14 protein-coding genes are annotated in these 21,299 nt (G+C 54.4%); 6 read left to right on the top strand and 8 right to left on the bottom strand.

Annotated features, from left to right (window positions below):
• Positions 1–3 precede the first annotated feature (3 nt).
• The 3 genes from ALIPUT_RS07525 to ALIPUT_RS07515 are packed head-to-tail and all read left to right on the top strand — an operon-like array spanning position 4 to position 5,177.
• Positions 4–3,195: an efflux RND transporter permease subunit gene (locus ALIPUT_RS07525; RefSeq protein WP_004329252.1), complete on the top strand. Its 3,192-nt coding sequence runs from the start codon at positions 4–6 to the stop codon at positions 3,193–3,195.
• Positions 3,196–3,198: 3 nt separating this feature from the next.
• Positions 3,199–4,584, top strand: coding sequence for a TolC family protein (locus ALIPUT_RS07520; RefSeq protein WP_004329251.1), 1,386 nt, complete (start codon positions 3,199–3,201; stop codon positions 4,582–4,584).
• Positions 4,585–4,586: 2 nt separating this feature from the next.
• Positions 4,587–5,177 (top strand): TetR/AcrR family transcriptional regulator, encoded by a 591-nt coding sequence (locus ALIPUT_RS07515; protein ID WP_004329250.1) that lies wholly within the window; start codon positions 4,587–4,589, stop codon positions 5,175–5,177.
• A gap of 118 nt (positions 5,178–5,295) precedes the next feature.
• Here ALIPUT_RS07515 and ALIPUT_RS07510 read toward each other — a convergent pair whose 3' ends face one another.
• Together ALIPUT_RS07510 and ALIPUT_RS07505 are read right to left on the bottom strand one after the other, a co-directional pair.
• A complete protein-coding gene (locus ALIPUT_RS07510; protein ID WP_004329249.1) occupies positions 5,296–6,822 on the bottom strand; it encodes a hypothetical protein in 1,527 nt (508 codons plus the stop codon).
• 81 nt (positions 6,823–6,903) lie between these two features.
• Positions 6,904–9,720 (bottom strand): TonB-dependent receptor, encoded by a 2,817-nt coding sequence (locus ALIPUT_RS07505; RefSeq protein ID WP_004329248.1) that lies wholly within the window; start codon positions 9,718–9,720, stop codon positions 6,904–6,906.
• Between the two features lie 316 nt (positions 9,721–10,036).
• Here ALIPUT_RS07505 and ALIPUT_RS07500 point away from each other — a divergent pair, with 316 nt between their 5' ends.
• Both ALIPUT_RS07500 and ALIPUT_RS07495 read left to right on the top strand, forming a co-directional pair.
• Positions 10,037–10,684, top strand: coding sequence for a hypothetical protein (locus ALIPUT_RS07500; RefSeq protein WP_004329247.1), 648 nt, complete (start codon positions 10,037–10,039; stop codon positions 10,682–10,684).
• 239 nt (positions 10,685–10,923) lie between these two features.
• A complete protein-coding gene (locus ALIPUT_RS07495) occupies positions 10,924–12,372 on the top strand; it encodes a fimbrillin family protein (protein ID WP_004329246.1) in 1,449 nt (482 codons plus the stop codon).
• Positions 12,373–12,518: 146 nt separating this feature from the next.
• Here ALIPUT_RS07495 and ALIPUT_RS07490 read toward each other — a convergent pair whose 3' ends face one another.
• Positions 12,519–13,721: an MFS transporter gene (locus tag ALIPUT_RS07490; protein WP_004329245.1), complete on the bottom strand. Its 1,203-nt coding sequence runs from the start codon at positions 13,719–13,721 to the stop codon at positions 12,519–12,521.
• Positions 13,722–13,832: 111 nt separating this feature from the next.
• Positions 13,833–15,251, bottom strand: a complete 1,419-nt coding sequence (locus ALIPUT_RS07485) for a fibrobacter succinogenes major paralogous domain-containing protein (RefSeq protein ID WP_004329244.1) — start codon at positions 15,249–15,251, stop codon at positions 13,833–13,835.
• Between the two features lie 515 nt (positions 15,252–15,766).
• On the opposite strand from ALIPUT_RS07485, the gene ALIPUT_RS07480 reads away from it, so the two are divergent.
• Positions 15,767–16,558 (top strand): CDGSH iron-sulfur domain-containing protein, encoded by a 792-nt coding sequence (locus ALIPUT_RS07480; RefSeq protein ID WP_050751494.1) that lies wholly within the window; start codon positions 15,767–15,769, stop codon positions 16,556–16,558.
• Between the two features lie 189 nt (positions 16,559–16,747).
• Here the strand turns inward: ALIPUT_RS07480 and floA are convergent, their stop codons facing one another.
• From floA to ALIPUT_RS07460, 4 genes are all read right to left on the bottom strand, one after another.
• Entirely contained in the window at positions 16,748–17,713 is a 966-nt protein-coding gene (floA, locus tag ALIPUT_RS07475) for a flotillin-like protein FloA (RefSeq protein ID WP_004329241.1), read from the bottom strand.
• A gap of 7 nt (positions 17,714–17,720) precedes the next feature.
• Entirely contained in the window at positions 17,721–18,188 is a 468-nt protein-coding gene (locus ALIPUT_RS07470) for an NfeD family protein (RefSeq protein WP_004329240.1), read from the bottom strand.
• 131 nt (positions 18,189–18,319) lie between these two features.
• A complete protein-coding gene (locus ALIPUT_RS07465; RefSeq protein ID WP_147554474.1) occupies positions 18,320–19,852 on the bottom strand; it encodes an SPOR domain-containing protein in 1,533 nt (510 codons plus the stop codon).
• Positions 19,849–21,294 carry a TrkH family potassium uptake protein gene (locus ALIPUT_RS07460; RefSeq protein ID WP_004329238.1) on the bottom strand — a complete coding sequence of 482 codons (1,446 nt, stop codon included), beginning with the start codon at positions 21,292–21,294 and terminating at the stop codon, positions 19,849–19,851. The genes ALIPUT_RS07465 and ALIPUT_RS07460 overlap by 4 nt, the downstream gene beginning before the upstream one ends.
• Positions 21,295–21,299: the final 5 nt, after the last annotated feature.

Raw genomic sequence — 21,299 nt, 5'->3', positions numbered from 1 at the left:
AATATGACACTAAAACATTTCATAGACCGCCCGGTATTGGCGGCGGTCATTTCCATCGTAATCGTCCTGGGCGGTATTATCGGTGTTGCGACGCTACCTGTCGAGCAATACCCCGACATCGCGCCCCCGACGGTGATGGTGCGTGCCAGCTATCCGGGCGCCAGCGCCGAAACCATCCAGAAGAGCGTCATCATTCCGCTCGAGGAGGCTATCAACGGCGTGGAGAACATGATGTACATCAAATCCGAAGCATCGAACGCCGGTAGCGGATCGATCACGGTCTATTTCAAACAGGGCACCGATGCGGACATGGCCGCCGTCAATGTGCAGAACAAAGTAGCGACGGCAACCGGATCGCTCCCGGCCGAGGTTACCAAAATCGGTGTGACGACCATGAAGCGCCAGTCTTCGATGTTGGAAGTCTTCACCCTTTGCAGCCCCGACAGTTCCTACGACGAGTCGTTCCTCTCCAACTATATGAACATCAATATCAAGCCCCAGATACTCCGTATTCAGGGCGTGGGTGAGTTCGTCGTCCTGGGATCGGACTATTCGATGCGTATCTGGATGAAACCGGACGTAATGGCCCAGTATAAACTGATCCCTTCGGATGTTACGGCCGTCCTGGCGGAACAAAACATCGAATCGGCAGCCGGTACGTTCGGCGAGAACTCCGACAATACGTTCCAATATACCATGAAGTATCGTGGCCGTAAAATGACTCCCGAAGAGTTCGGAGAGATCGTGATTCGAGCCACTTCCGACGGTCAGGTATTGCGTCTGAAAGACGTGGCCGACATCGAACTGGGACAGGAGTCCTACGCTTATCACGGCCTTGTCAACGGCTATCCCGGCGTTTCGGCGCTCGTCTTCCAGACCGCAGGTACGAACGCCACGCAGACCGTAGAGGAGATCGACGCATTGCTCGCCGAGGTCAGCAAGGATCTGCCCAAAGGCATCGAAATCCGTCCGCTGATGAGCGTCAACGACTACCTGTACGCTTCGATCCACGAAGTAATCAAGACCCTGATCGAGGCCATCATCCTCGTCGTACTGGTGGTTTATGTCTTCCTGCAGGATATACGCTCGACGCTGATTCCGACCATCTCGATCCTCGTATCGCTGGTCGGTACGTTCGCCTTCCTTTCGTTCGCGGGCTTCTCGATCAACCTGCTGACCCTCTTCGCACTGGTGCTCGCCATCGGTACGGTGGTGGACGACGCGATCATCGTCGTCGAAGCCGTCCAAGCACGCTTCGACAGCGGCTACAAGTCGTCATACCTGGCTACGGTCGATGCCATGGGCGGCATCACCTCGGCTATCATTACTTCGACGCTGGTCTTCATGGCCGTGTTCATTCCCGTGTCGATGATGGGCGGTACTTCGGGTACGTTCTACACGCAGTTCGGTATCACGATGGCCGTTGCCGTCGGTATCTCCGCACTCAACGCACTGACTCTTTCTCCGGCACTCTGCGCCCTGTTGCTCAAACCCTATGTAGATGAAGACGGCAACGTGAAGAACAACTTCGCAGCCCGGTTCCGCAAGGCTTACAATACGGCCTTCAGCGCTGTGCTCAAGAAATATCAGCGCGGCGTCATGCTTTTCATCAAACATAAATGGCTCACTTGGGCAACGCTGGGTCTGGCAATGGTCGGCCTGGTTCTGCTGATGAACAGCACAAAAACCGGTCTGGTGCCCGACGAGGACCAGGGTACGATCATGATCAACGTAACGACGGCTCCGGGCAGCTCGCTCGCCGAAACCAACAAAATCATGGGAGAGATAGGCGAGCGATTGAAGGGGATTCCCCAGATCCGCGACTTCCAGCAGGTAGCCGGTTACGGTATGATCGCCGGGCAGGGTAACTCCTACGGTATGTGTATCGTCAAACTGAAAGACTGGTCGGAGCGTCCCGACAAAGCCGATGCCGTGAATGCCGTGATCGGCCAGATCTATGCCCGGACCGCCGACATCAAGGATGCGCAGATCTTCGCAGTAGCCCCCCCGATGATCACCGGCTACGGTACTTCGGCCGGTTTCGAAATGTACCTGCAAGACCGTGCAGGCGGTGACATCACGGACTTCTACAACATCTACCTGCAATACATCTACGCGCTCAACCAACGGCCGGAAATCCAGATGGCCTATTCGACCTTCAACATCAATTTCCCACAGTATATGGTGGACATCGATGCAGCGAAGGCCAAACGTGCGGGCATCTCGCCGACGGACATCCTTTCGACTCTTTCGGGCTATTACGGCGGACAGTACGTTTCGAACATCAACCGCTTCTCGAAAGTTTACCGCGTAATGATCCAGGCCGATCCGAAATACCGACTCGACCCCGAATCGCTCAACAACGTCTATGTACGGATGCAGAACGGTGAAATGGCCCCGATCAGCCAGTTCGTCAAACTCACCAAAGTATATGGATCGGAGGTATTGAGCCGATTCAACATGTACAACAGTATCGCTGTCAGCGGAACTGTCGCCGACGGATACTCGACCGGTGATGCGATCAAGGCCATCGAGGAAGTTGCGGAACAAGTACTGCCCAAGGGGTATGGCTACGATTTCGGCGGTCTTACGCGCGAGGAGAGTCAGACAGGTAGCAACACGGCGATCATCTTCGGTATTTGTATCATTCTGATCTACCTGATTCTGAGTGCCCTTTACGAGAGCTTCCTGATTCCTTTCGCCGTCATTCTGGCCGTACCGTGCGGTCTGTTGGGTTCGTTCATTCTCGTCAAGCTCATCGGACAGGAGAACAACATTTACCTCCAGACGGGTCTTATCATGATTATCGGCCTGTTGTCGAAAACCGCGATTCTGATTACGGAGTATGCGGCCGACCGCCGCAAGTCGGGCATGAGTCTCTCGCAAGCCGCCTTCTCGGCCGCCAAAGCCCGTCTGCGTCCTATTCTGATGACCGTGCTGACCTGCGTATTCGGTATGATCCCGCTGGTAATCGCAACGGGTGTAGGCGCCAACGGTAACTCGACCCTCGGTTCGGGCGTCGTCGGCGGTATGATCGTCGGTACGTTGGCTCTGTTGTTCCTTGTGCCGTCCCTGTTCATCGTCTTCCAGCACCTGCAGGAGAAGGTCAAGCCGATTCAATTCACGAATACTCCCGACTGGATGATCGAAGCTGAAATCGAAGACAGCAAAAAAGAAAACGAAGAGAAGAAGTAAACCATGAAAAAGTTAATCATCATACTTGCCGCAGCCGCCATGGCTGGCTGCGGCATTTACAAGCCCTACACACGGCCGGAAGAGATCAAAACCGACGGGCTCTACGGCCAGGGGGTCGAAACGGTCGATACGATGACCTTGGGGAACATTTCCTGGCAGGAGATGTTCACCGATCCTTACCTGCAACAACTTATCCAGCAGGGACTGGACAACAACACCGACCTCCAGTCGGCTTACTGGCGCGTAAAAGAGGCGGAAGCGACACTGAAGTCGGCACGCCTGGCATACCTGCCCTCGTTCAATTTCGCTCCGAACGGAGGAGTGAGCAGCCTGACTAACCCTTGGAATGCCACGTGGACCTACACCGTCCCCGTAACGGCCAGTTGGGAAGTCGATATTTTCGGTAAACTCACCAACAGCAAGCGCCGGGCGAAGGCTCTTCTCGCGCAAAGCCAGGAGTACCAGCAGGCCGTCCGCACGCAAGTCATCGCTTCGGTCGCCAACCTCTATTACACGCTGCTGATGCTCGACGCACAATACGAGATCTCTTCGGAAACCGCTGAAAAATGGTTCGAAACCGTCAATACGATGCGGGCCATGAAAGAGGCGGGCATGACCAACGAAGCAGCGGTTTCGCAGGCTGAAGCGAACTACTACTCGATCGAAACTTCACTGTTCGATCTGGAGTACCAGATCCGCGAGATGGAAAACAGCCTCTCGTCGCTGCTGGGCGAAGCTCCCCGCAGCTTCGAGCGCGGTACGCTCGACGAGCAAATTCTTCCGGAGAACCTGGTGGTCGGCATTCCCGCACAGATGCTCTCCAACCGTCCCGACGTGAAAAATGCCGAATACTCGCTGGCACAGGCCTTTTACAACACGGCCGGAGCCCGGTCGGCGTTCTATCCGGCCCTCAGTCTGAGCGGTACGCTGGGTTGGACCAACGACGGAGGTGTTACGACGCTCGACCCCGCCAAATGGATTTTCAATGCTGCGGCATCGCTCGTACAGCCCATCTTCAACGCGGGCAGAAACCAGGCACAGCTTCGAATCGCCAAAGCGCAACAACAGGAGGCCCTGCTGTCGTTCCAGCAGACCCTGCTCAACGCTGGAGCAGAAGTGAACAATGCCCTCGCCAAATGCCAGTCGGCACGTTCCAAAGTCGATCTGCGCCAGAAACAGGTCGCTTCGCTCGAAACCGCCGTCGAGAGCACCCAGCTCCTGATGCGCCATGGCAGCACGACCTATCTCGAAGTGCTGACCGCACAGCAAACCCTGCTGTCGGCTCAACTGTCGCAAATCAACGACCGCTTCTCGGAGATTCAGGCTATCGTCGATCTCTACCACGCTTTGGGCGGCGGCCGTGATCTCGAACCCGAAACGAGCAAATAGCGATGAAACGCAGGGTAACACGCGAAGACATCATCCGCACCACGCGAGACCTCATCATCCGGGACGGCATTCGTGCCGTCCGGGTGGATGAGATCGCGCAAAAGCTGGAGATTTCCAAGCGGACACTCTACGAGTTGTTCAGCGATAAAGATACCCTGGTCGGAGAGTGCTGGGACAAAATCCGGGAAGAGCAGGAGAAAAAGATCGCAGGTTACCTCTTTTATCAACCCGGTTCTGCCCTCGAACAGGCCCAGAATCTGATCAGAGAGTACATCGATGCTCTGTGCATGATCAGCTGCATCTCACTTCAGGAGTTGCAACAGAAGGTTTCTTATGCCGACTCCTACGAAAAAAACCGTCGTTTCTGGCTGGATTCATTCACCGAAGTGTTGGAACATTGCATCGCCGACAACAGTGTACTGCCCGATGTGGACTGTCCCCTGTTCGCCAAACAATTGATGAACATGTTGCTCAACCTCTACCTGGAAGGAGGCACCCGGCAGGAAATGGACGCTTTCGGATGGGCATTCCTGCGCGGGATCGCCACTCACCGGGGTATCGAATGGCTCGACGGAAAAAAGCCGAACTCCTGACATTTTCACGTCGAAGATCCGACAATCGGATTTACCGAAAACAAAAAGAAGAAAGGCAGCGTTTGAAACGCTGCCTTTCCCTTTTTACTTTTTATTAACGCTTGATCGAAAGCCCGGTTTAATAGGCTTTGTTCTGGGGATCGAACTCCGTCCAACCCGACATCCATCCGTCGTTTTCGTCGGCGAAGGCTCCGATGTAGGTCACCTCATCGAAACCGTTGGCAACCAGCGGATCGGTAAAAGAAGCGGCCCCGCGCAGCGGGCTATCGGAGAGCGGACCGTAGTTCGGATTGGCTTGCAGGCTGTTGGGCTGGGAGAGTTTCAGATCGGCGATCGCATCGAAATACTTGTTCGAAGCTATCGACTTGAAATAGGTCGAAGAGAAGGACTCCTTCGACTTGTCGATGCTGTTCTTGTCGCCGTTGTCGCAGAAACCATCCTCGAACGATTTGTTCACGTCGCTGCCCAGGACGGTCATACCGGCCATATAGACGTTCTGAATCTTCAACGTACCCTCGGACGCCGCAGTCTGCGTCTGCGAACCTTTGTCGTTCTCCACGATCAGACCGACGGGGAAACCCATCGCCACCGAATTGAAACAGTTCAGATGCGAATTGCGGCGCACTTGCATGGCAGACTGGAACTGGCCCAGCTTGGAACCGTTCTTGGGGTTCATGTCGCCTGCGGTAATATAGTCGGAAGTGTTGGAGAATGCTGCATCCTGACCGACCGGACCGACGAAGGTCACGTTCGAAAAGACACAGGAGGTGAAAGGAGAGGTTGCAGAGCCTTCGCCGTTGTTGTCGCTCTCGAAGCCGTTCGACGCCGAGGTATCGGCAATGCGGGGCTGACGTACGCCCAGGCAGAACTGCACCTTGCCGCAGAATCCGTTGTCGGTATCGAAATCGTCATCCCAGGTGTGGTAGGAAATCAGGTATTTGGCATTTACCGCACCGCCGAACCATTCGTAGGAGTCGTCGTTGGAGTAGGACACCTGCACATGGTCGATCTGCGTAGCCGATCCCACCGAACCGAACGTGATGGCATTGATCTCCTGGTCCTCCTTGAAGGGATAGCCGGCGAACTCGCAGCGCACGTAACTCAAAGCACCCGAACAGTCGGCATTGTCGCTGCCTCCGTGCGTAGTGCGGGGACCGCCCTCGATCTGCATCGTCCCCTTGTTGTTCACACCGCGACCGCAGAGAATGATACCGCCCCAATCGCCCGGCCGACGGTTGCCGGCAGGCATCTCGGAGGTGAAGACGATCGGCTCGCTCTGCGTGCCTTTGGCCCACAACTGGCCGCCCGGCTCTACGATGAGCGCTGCCTTGGTCTCCTTGTCGCCCTTGATAATCGTACCCGGAGCCAGCGTCAGGCTCGCACCGTCGGCGATATAGCACCAGCCTTTCAACAGGTAGGTACCTTTGGGAAGCGTGTAGTCGCCCTTGATCTCGAACTCCTGACGTCCGTCGCCGATCTGGGTCCCGTCCTCGAAGAGTATCTCCGTCAGATCGCCACCGGACGGATTTCCGCCCTCGCCGCTACCGCCGTTGCCTCCATTGCCACCGTTACCGTTCTCGTCGTCGCTGCATCCTGCGAGACTCAACGCAGCCATCAAACATGCTGCCCATAAAATTTTCTTCATAATTTATTTGATTAAAAAAGGTTGATTTTACTTCGACTATTTTCTCACTCGGTAGAACCCGAACGAATTTCTGCGATTCACTTAAAATTTGGCCGTCACGCTCAGCGAGAACATCCGTCCCGCCGTGAACTGTTTGGTGATTTGCTTGCGGGACACCACATCGCCTCCGTTCTCGAATTTCGGGAATTGGGCGAACTGCACCTTCTCGTTGAGCAGGTCCTTGGCGTTGAACTTCAGCTCCCAATGCTTGCCGAAAGATTTGCTGACCACCACGTCGAGCGCGTTGCGCGGCATCTCGTACATATCCGGAATATCGTTGTCGATGCTGCCGCCCACGCTCATATCGCTGCGGCCAATGCCCACGATGCGCTTGCCGATGCGATTATACAGGACACCGACCGTAAGGCCCAGTTTGGGCGACTGGTAGAAGAGTCCGGCATTGACCAGATAGGGCGACTGGCCCTGCAACGGACGGTCGTGCTCGAGGCTCTCGTCGTCGAAATCCACACGGCTCTTCATGAGCGAACCGTTCAGAACCACCGAGAAATTGCGCATCCCCATAAAATCGAGGTTTTTCTTCACGTCCAGCTCCACACCGTACAGATTGGCCCGGTCGGCATTCTCGAACGTGTAAGTATAACTGCCGCTGCCCGCATCGAGAATAGCCGTTTCGATCGGATTGCGGAAATGCTTGTAGAACACGGCCACCGAGATACCTTCGCCCGCAGCCGGATACCACTCCCAGCGCAGATCGGCGTTCTGGATATAGGCCGCTTTCAAATCGGCATTACCCTTCACGTCGCTGAACAGGTCGAAATCGTAATAGACCGAAGGGGAAACTTCGCGGAATTCAGGACGGTTGGTGGACATACCGTAAGCGGCACGCAGCAGGTGCTTGTCGTTGATGCGGTATGTCACATTGACCGAAGGGAAGGGATCGGCATGGGTATAGTTTCGTGTTTCGCTGTCCCAGTCCTTGATCTTGGTGTACGAGGTGAGCGCCATACGGCTGTATTCGAACCGGACGCCGGCATAAACGTTCCAGCGGCCGAAGGGCAGGTCGATGCCGGCATAAGCCGCCGTCAGGATGTTGTCGCCCTTGTAGCTGTTGCGGTTGTCGCTGTCGTCGTAGATATAGAGCTTGTCGGCGCCATAATTACCGTCTTGCAAAATATCGTCGATCACATCGCCGTAAGCGAAGTCCGCAGGCAGGTTGTCCGTGTCGAAGCGATAGAAATAGGCCCGGGTGCGATAATCCCGCGTACGGTATTCGCCGTAGAGTCCGACCTTCAGTTCGGGGGCGAACGACGAACCTTCGCGCAAGGTGCAGGAGTAGTTGATGCCCGCCGAAGCGATGTGTTCGCGCAATTTCATAAAGTCACGCCGGATCTCGTTCTGATCGATCTGCATTTGACCGTAGTGCGCATCGCCCACCATGTCGTTCTCCTGCCGGTTGACGATGCGGCGGTCGGGCTGGTTCTTGTCGGCGTAGGAATATCCGGCATCCCAGTCCAGAGTTCCCAGTTCGAGAGTATGTACACCCGCTATCTGCCCGCTGTACGTGCTGCGAGAGGTGTAGCAATACTCCGTTTTCTCCTGGATATAGAGCGACGACATATTCTGCCAGCCTTCGCGCAGCGTGAGCTTGTCCTGTCCGATCTGGTTGAAAATGTTACGGAAATAGTAGCGATTCTTTCCGTTCAGGTAAGCCAGATTCAGCAAGGCGCCCACTTTGACGTTGGTCTGGTACTGGTCGTCGGTATATTTGTAGTAGTATTCGGGTTTGTCCTCCACCTTGTTGTAAACCCCGTAACGGGAGTTTTCCATATTCGAGAAGGTCCGGGTGGCATAGCTGTAATTGAGCGCTCCGTTCAGCGCCAGATCGGCGCCGTTGCCCAGGCGGAAGCTGTGGCCGTAGGAGAATGAGAACCGCTGGTCGGGAATCGGCTTGCGGGTCTTGATCGACCAGTCGTTGTTGAAGCCGTGACGGGTCATGTCGGTAACGAAATCCGGATCGTCGTTATCAAAAGCACCCGTAATACCACCCCGCACGCCGCGCTTGCCGTTGTCGCAGCCGAACCAGTCGCTGCCGCTTCCCGGATTGTAGAGAAAGTCGTGGCCGAAGGTCGCCGTGTTGAACCCGATCGAGTAGGAGAGGGCGAAGGGTAGTTCACCCGGCGTATCTTTGGTGTTGATCTTGACGAACCCGCCCGTGAAATCCGCAGGGATTTCCGGAACGGGGGACTTCAGGATCATGATGTTCTCGATCTGCCCCGCAGGGATCAGATCGAAGGAGAAGGCCCGCGAATCGGCTTCCGAGCTCGGAATGGCCGCATCATTGACCCACACATTATTATAACGCTGCGAGAGACCTCTCGCCACGATGAATTTGTCGTCGATGATCGAGATACCGGGTATGCGTCGCACGACTTCACCCGCATCGCGGTCCTGCGTGCGGGCGATCATCTGCTTCGACACACCGCTCACGACCATCTTGGAGTTGCGGACGGCCTGCATCACGGCCGCCTCGCTCGAAAGCCGCCGCACGGTAGTCACGACCACCTCGTCGATCTCTTCGGCCGAGGGTTGCAGCGAAATCAGCGGCAGGGTATTCTCTCCCGGCTTGATCTGACACCCCTCGATCACTACGCGCTGGTAGGAGAGCATCTGCACTTCGATCGTATAAGTGCCCGGCTTTACATTATTAATAACGAAGCGGCCGTCGGCATCGGCGACGGCCCCATACGTCGTATTCTGCAAAATCACGGCGGCGCCGATGACCGCCTCGCCGGTCGATGCGTCCTGCACCGTACCGGTCACAACAGACAGAAGGGGCGCTGCAACCGTCGTGCAGATCCCCTTCAGCATCAATAACCCAATCAATAAAAATCTATTCATCCACTTATTATTTTACAGCGGCAAAAGTACCGGGCCGCTGTTTCACCCGGGCTACACCCTCGTTACAAAAGCGTCAAACAACCGTTTCAAATCCGTTACACGCCCGACGAAACAGTTGCACAGTCCATCGAAAAAGGCTACATTTGCAGCCGATTAACCCTATTTCCGATATGAGAAACCTCTCACGCCACGCGGGACCCAACCGCATGATGTTCCTACTCCTTATCCCCTGTCTTCTGTTGTCCGCACTTCGGGCAAAGGCGGAAGAAACCGCACTTCCCGAGGGAAAAAGACCGGGCTAACGCTTCAGGTCGAAATGGATCTGGTCAGCAGTTATATCTGGCGCGGTGTTTACGAAGCGGGCCCCAGTCTGCAACCGGGACTGACGCTCGGCATAGGAAACTTTACGATAGCGGCCTGGGGATCGGTTGATTTCACGTCGAGTTCATACAAAGAGGCGGACCTGATGCTCAGCTACCGGCTCAAAAACATCACCTTCCACCTCAAAGACCTTTACGACGAAGGTTCGGCCTCGGACCGGAATCCGCAGATCAGCCGCAACTACTTCCATTTCGGCGCCGACTCCCCGCACCGCATCGAAGCCGGCATCGAATGGCAGGTATCGCGCAAAGTCCCCATCACGCTCTCCTGGTACACGATCCTTTTCGGAGCGCGAGATGTCGATACCCGGGGGCGGCGGTGCTACTCCTCATACGTCGAAGTAGCCTATCCCTTTACGGTCAAAACCATCGACCTGAAAACGGGCGTAGGAGCCGCGCCCTGGAAAACGGCAGGAGAGGGCGGAGCCAAAGGTTTTGCCGTGAAAAACGTCTTCATAAACGCCGGAAAACTGTGGGCGGTCAAAAGCATGGGTTCCTTCCGAATCGGACTCTTCACCCATCTCTCCTGGTGTCCGCTCAAAGAGGACATGAACTGCGTAGGAGGCATTTCGCTGCGGATGTAACCGCAAAAAACAACAGAGAAGCCCTTCCGTCGATGACGGAAGGGCTTCTCTGTTTCGTACAATTACACCTCCGGACGTTCCCTTTACGGACAAGACCGGCAAAAAAACGAGCTTATTGCATCACAAGCACCCAATTCACCGCAAAAACAGACTTTATCGTTCCATAAATTGAACGAAATATATTATTTTTTATACTTTTGTATATACTTCTTACAAAAAACAATTAACCCGAAAACGCTATGAAACAATTCTTCCTGATCCTATCCGGCCTCGCATTGCTGACAGGATGCAGCAGCAAGAACGACTCTGTCGAAGGCCCCGTACAATCCCGCATCCGAATCGCTCCGAGCATCTCCCGTGTTACGGGGCTCAATTTCGACACCGGGGACCGCATCGGGCTCACGATCGTCAAATCCGGTGCTAACTACTGTGAAAATACGCCTCTGCGTTTCGACGGTACGGTCTTCGTTTCGGACGACCTGTTCTGGTACGACGATCCGAGTGAAAAATCAAATCTTACGGCTTACTATCCCTACCTAGCGGAAGGAGCTCCGGCGAGCTTCACCGTTCGTGCCGACCAGAAGCTCGCCGCCGATCACGAAGCCTCGGACCTGCTGGCAGCGACAGCGACGGACGTCGTACCGAGCCAAACGGCCGTGAATATGGTATTCACCCACCTGCTCACCAAAATCGTGATCGATATTACGAACAACTCCGCCAATACGATCGAGGAAGTCACCCTGAAGGGCAGCCGCTGCACGGCGACCGTCGATCTTTCGGCGAAAAGCGTTCAGGTCGATGCTTCTTCGGCGGAAACGGATATCTATCCCTTTCCAACGGTGACCGCAGGACGATATGAAGCCATTCTCGTACCGCAGCGGGCGGCACTCGAACTCGAAATCCAAACTTCCGACGGCAACCGGCACACCAAAACATTCCAGGCGACCGACCTGCAATCCGGTGCGGAATATGCGATCGAGGCGGTAATCAGCAACACGAATAAGATCCACGCCTCCATCAGCGGCGCCGTCAAAGGCTGGGAGGACGGAGGAGCGATCGCTCCGGTCGAAGACGACCTGCCGGAAGATTCCGACCTGCTGGAGTACGCAGGCGTCAAGTATCGCATCCGGCAACTCAGCAACGGTACGACCTGGATGGCGGAAAACCTGCGCTACATTCCCGAGGACAAGCGCGTTTCCTCATCCCCGTCCGAAGAAAACGGCATTTGGTATCCGTGTACGACCTCCTTTACCGCATCCAGCGACACGGAATACATCCAACGGCAAGGTTTGCTCTACGATCTGGCTACGGCCGTAGGGGAACCTGTTACTGCGGACAACTTCCGCAATATCGAGGGCGTGCAAGGCATTTGTCCGGAAGGATGGCACCTTCCGACCCGGGCGGATCTGGAGTCGCTTATCGCCATGAACAGTGAGCTCGGCAGCTCCTTCTTCACCTATGCCGGGACACGCGACCCGAGCGGGAAATACATCGGATCGTTGATGTCCGGGGATTTCTCCAAAGGTTACCTGCTCTGTACGAGTACCGAAAGTTCGGTCTATACTCCGGAGGATCTGAACTACCAATACCTGCTCTTCTCGAAAAGCAACCAGGTAAACATAATCGACATAGACTGTCGCTCAGGCATGCCGGTACGTTGCGTAAAGAATCCCGCATCCGGGAAATAGCCGGCACGAAGAAGGATCGCGGACCGACGCAGCGCACAATACGACCGGACGTTTCCGGCAAAGCGGCAACGCCCGGCAACAACGATCCAGGAAAAAACGTCGGCAACAGGAAGGAGAGCCACTTTTTAAGCGGCTCTCCTCTTTATTCATTGCCGGTAATAAGACTTATCCAACCCGAACGCATAGCTATTTCTGTACCGCCAGGTCAGCAAGACCGCAACGAAAGCCAGACCAGCACTCAAGATGAAAGGGAAGCGTTCTCCCTGCATGTGCAGAATGTTTCGCAACAGGTCGATAATGAACGGACAAAGAACGATCGCCAGATAATTTACCGACATCACGACCGAAAGGGCCAATGTCGCCAATTGCGGTGGGGCCGCCGCAGCCGCTTTGTCGTAAACGATCGGCTGAATAATGCCGTATCCCAGTCCTACGAGAGTGCATCCCGCAATCAGCCAGAAATGCGCCTTGAAGAGTCCGATAAAGAGCAATCCCGCACAGATCATAACCAACGAAATCAGATTGACGTTGCTGCGCAGCCGCCGGATGATCGGAGAGAGGAAAAAGCCGGGCAGCATGATAGCCAGAAAAAAGAGAGATATCAGAAAACCCGAAAAAGAATTCCGGTTGCCGTGCGGATCCACCAGGAATGAAATGTAGAAGGCGATAACCAACGACAGGAAGGTCGCCAGGAAATAAAATCCCATGACAGCGGCCAGCTTCGGCCAATCGACCTTCTTGTGTTTCAGCTCATCGCTCCCGACAGGTTCCGGAGCAGCGGGAGTCCTGCGAATGAAAACCGAAAGAATCAACGGAATCGCCGGCAACGTATATACCAGGAAGGGCAGATGCCAATCGACATTAGCCAAATAACTTGCCAGCATAGTAGCCAACACCAGCGTGAGATTATTGATCGACGAACTGTAACCCAACTGCCGTATGCGGTAGTCTCCCGTAAAGTAATCCACGATATATCCCGTCGATAAAGGAATGATGATACCGGCACCGATACCCGTAAGACAACTGACCAAAATCAGAAGCCACATTTGGTTAATGAAAAGACAGGCGAAGCCGCTCAAGAAAAAAACCGCAAGTCCGACCACAAGCAGCTTGAACTTATTCCCGGTCACAGACAAACGGCCTGCCAATAACATAAAAGGAATAATCAGCACCGAAGGCAACGAAGTGAGCATCTGTATCTCCAGATCGGTCGCGCGCGGAAAGACCTTGTTCAGGTCGCCGAGGATGGGGGAGATGGCAAGTCCCGGCAGCGAAACGACCGCTGATACCGACCAAATCGCCAACACGGTCATCCATGGAATGGTCCCTTTACCGGTTTGTACTCTCATGTTTGCAGACAAATAAAAATTCTTCCGAAAAGAGGAACAACTGTTATACCAAAAAATCGCCGGAGCGAAAACTCCGGCGAAAATAAGGTATATTGATTCGGAAAAAAGATATTATTCCCTTACGCAACGAACCTGCAAACCATTGGCTCGTTGATAGTTCCGTGCCGGAACAAATTCACTCGAAGCAGCATCGTCCGTATCGAGCGAAAAATAGAGGCCCGAAGCGCTCAATTCGTCGGTTCCCAAACCGCTGGTCCAATAGCATCCGATCCACGGTTGCGCGTCCGCATTGCTGTTTACATTCTGGATAAGCCCCGTCAGATAAGGGCGACGCCCGCCTCCGAGAAAAAATGAAGTCATCGTTCCGTCGGTCAGGTTCCAGCCGTAAGCCTCGCGCAACGCCTCCGTTTGCTCCTGGTCATGATCGTCGCCGATCATAAAATCGGCATAAACATCCTTGTCCGGAACCTTCCATCCCTTAGGACAGGGATCGTAAACGGTCTTGACCGCCCCCCACAACTCGTTGTCATGGTCGGAATAGAGCCAATCGTAACCGGACTCCTCGACTCCCAGAATAAAACTCATCGGATAGGCTATGGCATACTCCATCGTGCCCGTTTCGGGGGTGGATTCCACATAGTCAAGATAAGTAAGACGCCCGTTGATATTATACATCTTATGATCCTCCGCAAATGCACAGTTATAATACGCCGGCCCGATCATCGGGGTCGGACGTCCCCACTGGTAATAGAGTCCGTAGGAGAGATATATGTCGTCCTCCGTGGCATTGCCGCCGGCTCCGGCTCCCAGATTACGGGTCATGAAAACATCTCCGGCAGCCGAAGTAACCGACTCCGCCGAAGGATCGTACTGCGTAACCCACACATGCCAACTCCAAACCACCTTATCCTGGGCATCGAAAGCTGCGATCAATGCGTTTCCTTCGATAAACTCACCTTTCTTATCCGCCGCGACGAAGAACGAAACCCGACCGTCGTCGAGTGTCAGGTTCTCGATCATATGCGACGTGCTTCCCCACATAAGTTCTACCCGAGCCGTAGGAATCTTTTCGCCGTTTCCCTTTACGGTACCGTCGAAAGTATAGTAGGCATTGGCATAGTTGGCGATATAACAGTTAGCCGTCCGCCCCGTCAGATCGACGGTCCGCCCGATTCCGACCCTCAAATCGGCGGAAACGGTCTTTCCGTCGGTATCGTAACCGACCAACGTCAGGACTCCTCCCGTTTCGGCATCGGAGTCATCACTTGCGGGGGCCGTCACGGTCATCCGGCTCGTTTGCAAATCGGCGGTCACCGTCCAGCCTTCAGGCGTATCGGTAATGTTCAGCTTCACGATATTCACAGCCGTAAATTCTACCGAAGCCGTTCCCCCAGGCTTATCGACCATACAAACATCACGAGGGAAATAGAGGGTTCCCACCGGTCCGTCGTCGTCGCTGCAACCGACGAGATTCATCGAAACGGCCAGGACGATTCCCAGGCATAAAAAGCGGCACACAAGTTTTTTCATGTTCAAAATCCAATTTTGCTAAACGTTACAAAGATACGAATAAGCCGAGCGCAAAAGCAAATTTTATTCGCGTTTTGCCGAGGCGAAGTATCTAAGACGAAGTCAAAGATACGAATAAGCCTAATGCAAAAGCAATTTTATTTGCGTTTGACCGAAGCCAAAGCATCCAAAACGAAGCCAAAGACAGGGAAAGCCGAGAGAAAACGGGAACCTGTCCCGGTTTTCCGAAGCGCATCCTATCTAAAGACCATGATGTCAAAGATACGGAAAGGCGAGAGTAATCGTGCAGACTTGTACGCAAAAATCGCCGAACCGCACCCCATCTTCGGCAAAGATAGTACAAACCACATACAGAACAAACAGGTCCTGTCGGAACATGGCCTTATTTTCGCAAAATTAACCTCGACATTTTTACTAAAACAGCTAATTTCCGATTCTTCCGACAACAGAAATTCCGTTAGGAACAATTCTTGCAAAGGTAACGTAACAAATCGACTTAAAAATACGCATCCGATATGGCAAAAAAGACAGCATCGCCCCACGAATCATCTTCCAAAGGGAACCAAATAGCCATTACCGTCACCGAAAAGGGTCCGTACCTCGTCACCGGAAACCCGCCGCTGGCCATGCAATTCATCATGCCCGACTCCGAGGGCGAGAGTTGGTATTTTCAGGAAGGGCGGCATTTTTCGACGGAAAAAGAACCGACGGCATTGTGCCGTTGCGGTTTATCCCGCAGCAAACCCTATTGCGACGGCTCGCACCTCAAGGAGGAATGGGATTCGGCGATCACCTCCGGAGAGGACCGGATTATGGACGAAGTAGAGATCACCGAGGGACAACGGGTGACATTGAACGACAACGAAAAATACTGTGTTTTCGCCCGTTTCTGCCATCCTTACGGGGGTGTCTGGGACCTGACGGCCGCATCCGGCGATTCGCAGTCCCGCAAGCTGGCCGTCCGCGAAGCTTCGATGTGTCCGAGCGCCCGCCTGACCGCCTGGGACAACCGCACGGGAAAACCCTACGAATTCATCTTCGAACCCAGCCTGGGATTGATCGAAGACCCGGCGATCGGCGCCAGCGGAGGACTCTGGGTACGCGGCGGGATCCGCATCCAACGCGAAGACGGCCGAACCTTCGAAGTTCGGAACAGGGTAGTGCTCTGCCGCTGCGGACACTCCCGCAACAAGCCCTATTGCGACGGTGCGCATGCCGCCGTCAAATGGAAAGACGGGCTGGAGGGAACCCCCAATGGAGAAACGCTCCCCCGAAGCGTTGCCAGTGCGAAAATCGAAACCCACTGACCGGCCTGCCGTTCCATTCGAATAAAATAGAGTCCACCGGCACGCTGTATGGCTTGGCCCGTCATACTTCGGCCCCGAAACGGGACGCTCCATTCTACAATACGCTCCGATAGATTCCCGCCCATATCGATAAAAGAAACCCCGTTGAGATTTCAACGGGGTTTTTCATGCGAACAACGATTCGTCGTCCTATTTCTTATCGGGTTTGGCGATCGTTTCGCGCATCGTAGTATCCGCCATGATGTTCTTCATCTTATAGTAATCCATCACGCCCAGATTTCCGCTGCGGAACGCTTCGGCCATAGCCAGCGGCACTTCGGCTTCGGCCAGAATCACCTTGGCGCGGGCATCCTGCGCCTTGGCCTTGTTCTCCTGTTCGAGAGCTACGGCCATAGCACGACGCTCCTCGGCCTTGGCCTGGGCGATGTTCTTGTCCGCTTCGGCCTGGTCCATCTGCAACTGTGCGCCGATATTCTTACCTACGTCTATATCGGCGATGTCGATCGAAAGAATTTCGAACGCCGTTCCCGCATCCAATCCCTTCTCCAGCACCACGCGGGAGATCGAATCGGGATTCTCCAGCACGATCTTGTGCGACTGTGCCGAGCCGATCGACGAAACGATACCTTCGCCGACACGTGCCAGAACCGTTTCCTCACCGGCACCGCCGACCAACTGCTTGATATTGGCCCGCACCGTAACGCGCGCCTTGGCGATCAGCTGAATACCGTCCTTGGCCACTGCAGCTACCGGCGGAGTATTGATGACTTTGGGATTGACCGACATCTGTACCGCTTCGAATACATCGCGGCCCGCCAGATCGATCGCCGTAGCCATCTTGAAATCGAGCATAATATTGGCTTTCTGGGCCGACACCAGCGCATGCACCACATTGGTCACGTTACCTCCGGCCAGATAGTGGGCTTCGAGCTCGTTGGGATTGAGTTCCAGACCGGCCTTCGTACTCTCGATCATCGACGATACGATCGTCGAGGGCGGCACCTTGCGCCAGCGCATCAAGATCAACTGCAACAAACTGATCCGCACGCCCGACACCAGTGCCGAAAACCACAAGCCTACGGGAATGAAGTAAAAAATAAGCCAAATCGCAAAAAGCGAAACGAAGACGATTAATGCAATGATACCGATTTCCATCTTTTATCTATTTAATGTGTTTGCGTACGATTATATTGAAATTTTCGAAGCCGACGACTTCTACCTCCCGGCGGGGATCTATGTAACTGTCCATGGACTTGGCTTCGTAAATCTTACCGCCGATCTCCACTTTGCCCATCGGGGCCAGGCGCGAAACGGTCATTCCCGTATCTCCGACACGGACACTCTGCTGCACCGGTTCGGGCATCACAGAGGAATCGACCTTCTGTTTCAAAGAGAAACGGCGCCAGGTTTTGGATCGCAGCGAAACGACAGTCGCCACGAACGAAAGGACGAGAACCACGGCGACGACGATTCCGCCCGCCAAAGGACCATAATCCCGGAAAGCGATATAAATGGCACCGCCGTAGCTGACCAACGCGAGAATCGCCCCGATCGATACGCCCGGCAGCAGGACGAGCTCCGCCACCAAAAACAGTAACCCGAAAAAGACCAGCAGAACGATAAAAAACATATTCACAGCATTAAAAATTACCGAAAAAGATCGGAGTAACCGGTTCGCAGGCCGAATTTCCACCCGATGCACCGATATACGTCCGAATACGGACCTACATTCTTTTGGGTGAAGATACGCAAAAAATTCGATTATTCAGCAATTTCCGTCACTTTTACCGATAATTGAGGATCGGCGGCGCGAATCGCGGCAACCGCCTGATCCGCGACAGCCTTGTTGTCGAACTGTCCGACGACGAAAAGATCCGCCCCCACGCGGGACAGGTCGCAGCCGGGAGCGGCCTGCGCGATCGCCTGCTTCACGGCATCCGACAGATTCTGCTCACTGGAGATCTCCACCCGGAAAACGGCCATTTCAGCCTCAGGGGTCCGTGTCAGATTGGTATATTCCCCGTCGTACCACACGGCCAGTTCCGGACGGCGGAATCCTTTCGTCCGCAGCAACTCCTGTGCATCGACGGCTTCGGCCTTGGTCGCGAAACCTCCCGCGAAATAGCGGTAACGCCCTACGTCGGTCTTCAATACATAGAGCGGAGAAGCGTTACGGAAAATGGAGATATTCTGTTTGTACTTATACTCCCCGAGCAAGATTCGGTAGATCACTCCATGCTCATAGACAGGACAGTCCGGAATCGGCTTTTTATACGTATAGCGCCCCGCAACAAATTCGACCGGCTCGTAATCGAGGAAATAGCGTTCCGTAATCTCCGGCTTCGGAAGACGAAAATCTATCGTCTGAAGCTGTAAAGCCACCCGCTTCAAGGAATCGGATGCAAGTCCCAACCCCAGCAGCCGGGCGATTTCCCGCTCATAATCCGTCAAATAGCGTTTCCGGATATAATAATCGGGGAGCGCATCGACAAGCCCTTCGGCCTGGGCCGCAGACATCTGCCGCCGCACATCGTCCAACGCCTTCTGCTGGCGTGCCTGCTGTTCTCTGCAATTCAACTTATCCAGGATATAATCGTAAGCATAGCTCTTGTTATCATACACATATCCCCATACGGCCGTCAGCGAATCCCGCAAAACCCGGCCCAGGTTGGCTACCGTGCGGTAACGACCGAAAAGATCGACAGCCGCCTGCTCCGTACGAACGGTATCGTACTGCTGCTTCAAAAGAGTCTGCTGCCGGTAGTTCTCCAGCAGGCGCCCGGCACATCCGGCCACCTCCGCCTCCATGCGCTGCGCCCGGAGCAGAGCCTCGTAATCACGTGCCGGAAGATTCTCACGGAAATAACCGTTGAACACGAGATTCCGACTCTGCTGCGATTCGGGAGTCTGCGTGATAAGAGATTTTTCCGTTTCGGCCGCCGGAACATAATCGGGATGTTCGGTCAGCCAAGCCTGCTCGATGGCGTTGATCCGGGCCGCGACCTGCGTACGGAGTCCCTGGGCAGAGAGCATTTCGCTTTCGAGCGAGAGAATCTGAGCGCCGTAAGTCTCCTGTGCGGCCGGATTTTCCCGCAGCATCGCACGCAGTCCTGCAATCCGGGTCTGCATCTCGTCGATCCGGACCTGCAACCGACTGTCCTGATCCCGAAGCGCAACGTATTCCGAATTCGACTGCAGGGCAGGAATACCGGGCCCCGCCGGGTCGGAAGCTCCTCGCACGATAACGACCGAGAAGGTCAAAAATAAACCGATCAATAACTTATGCCACATCATTTCCACCATCTGATTAACAAGAATTGCAACAATCCGAATATCTCCAGACGTCCCAACAACATAAGCGCCGTGAAGATAAATTTCACGATCGCCGGCAAATCACCGTAGTTGGCCATCGAATTAACCCCTCCAAATCCCGGACCTACATTGCCGATAGAAGCCACGCACCCCGAAAAACTGGTCATCAGATCTACGCCGAAAAGCGTACAGAGAATCGTTCCGATGAGAATGAGAAGCAGGTAGGCCACGATGAAAAGCGACACCGTATGCAGCACGCCCGCTTCCTGAATCACACCGTCCATCTTGAGCCGGATGACGGCATTCGGATGCTGCTGCTGCTTCACCCGGATGTAAAGCATCTTCAGAGCCATCAATGCTCGATTGGCCTTCATACCACCCGAGGTGGAACCCGCACAAGCGCAGATCAACGAGCCCAGTATCAGCAAAATAATTGCGAACGGAGTCCACAGGCTGGAATCGGCCGTAGCGAAGCCGGAAGTCGATGTCACGGAAACAAACTGGAACGACGCGAAACGCAGCGATGACCTGAACGTAGGATAAATATCGGCGATATATAAACTCAGGGCGATCAGCAGGCTTCCCAGAATCAACATTCCGAGATAAAACAAAGTGACTTCGCTACGGAAAATATTGTTGCGCTTACCGGTAACGGTCGCATAGATCAAACCGAAATGGATGCCTGAAATACCCATCGCGAAGATGAGTACCATGTCGATCATCGCACTGTCGTAAAAGGCGACACTGGTATTTTTGGTTCCGAACCCGCTGGTCGCACAGGCCGACATCGAATGACATACGGCATCGAACCAGTTCATTCCGGCGAATTTCAGCATGAAAGTGAAAAATATCGTAAGTCCGACATAGACGAACAACAAGATCTGAACCACCATCTGAGCCCTGTAACGATAATTGTCCCGGGCCAGGGTGGACATCTCGACACTCGAAAGCATCATTTTGCTGGTACCCAGTGCAGGCAGGATCACCAGCGCGAACATCACCACGCCCATACCTCCGACCCAGGTCGAGGACATCCGCCAGAACTGCAATCCCCGGGGCAGCGCCTCGACATTTTGCAAAATCGAAGATCCTGTGGTCGTAAAGCCCGAAACAGTTTCGAACCAAGCATTTATCACGCTGAACTCACCGCCCCAGATCAGGTAGGGAAACATACCGACGACGCAGGCGAGCAACCATGAACCGACCACGATGCAAAACCCCTCCTTATTGGTGATCCGATCCTGCTTTTCCACGAAAATGAGCGGGAAGCCCCCCAACAGCGCCGTCAGCAGAGCCGAGAGCAGCAACGGGTAAAACGCGGAATCCATGTGGTTGACATAGGAGATCCCTGCCGAAACGAACATAAAGAATGCCAACAACAGCATAATCATTCCCACGTATCGCAATATCACATTGACCCGCATGACTC

It is taken from the genome of Alistipes putredinis DSM 17216 (assembly GCF_000154465.1).
Classification (GTDB): Bacteria; Bacteroidota; Bacteroidia; order Bacteroidales; family Rikenellaceae; genus Alistipes; species Alistipes putredinis.
This window is presented reverse-complemented; position numbering and strand designations above follow the sequence as displayed.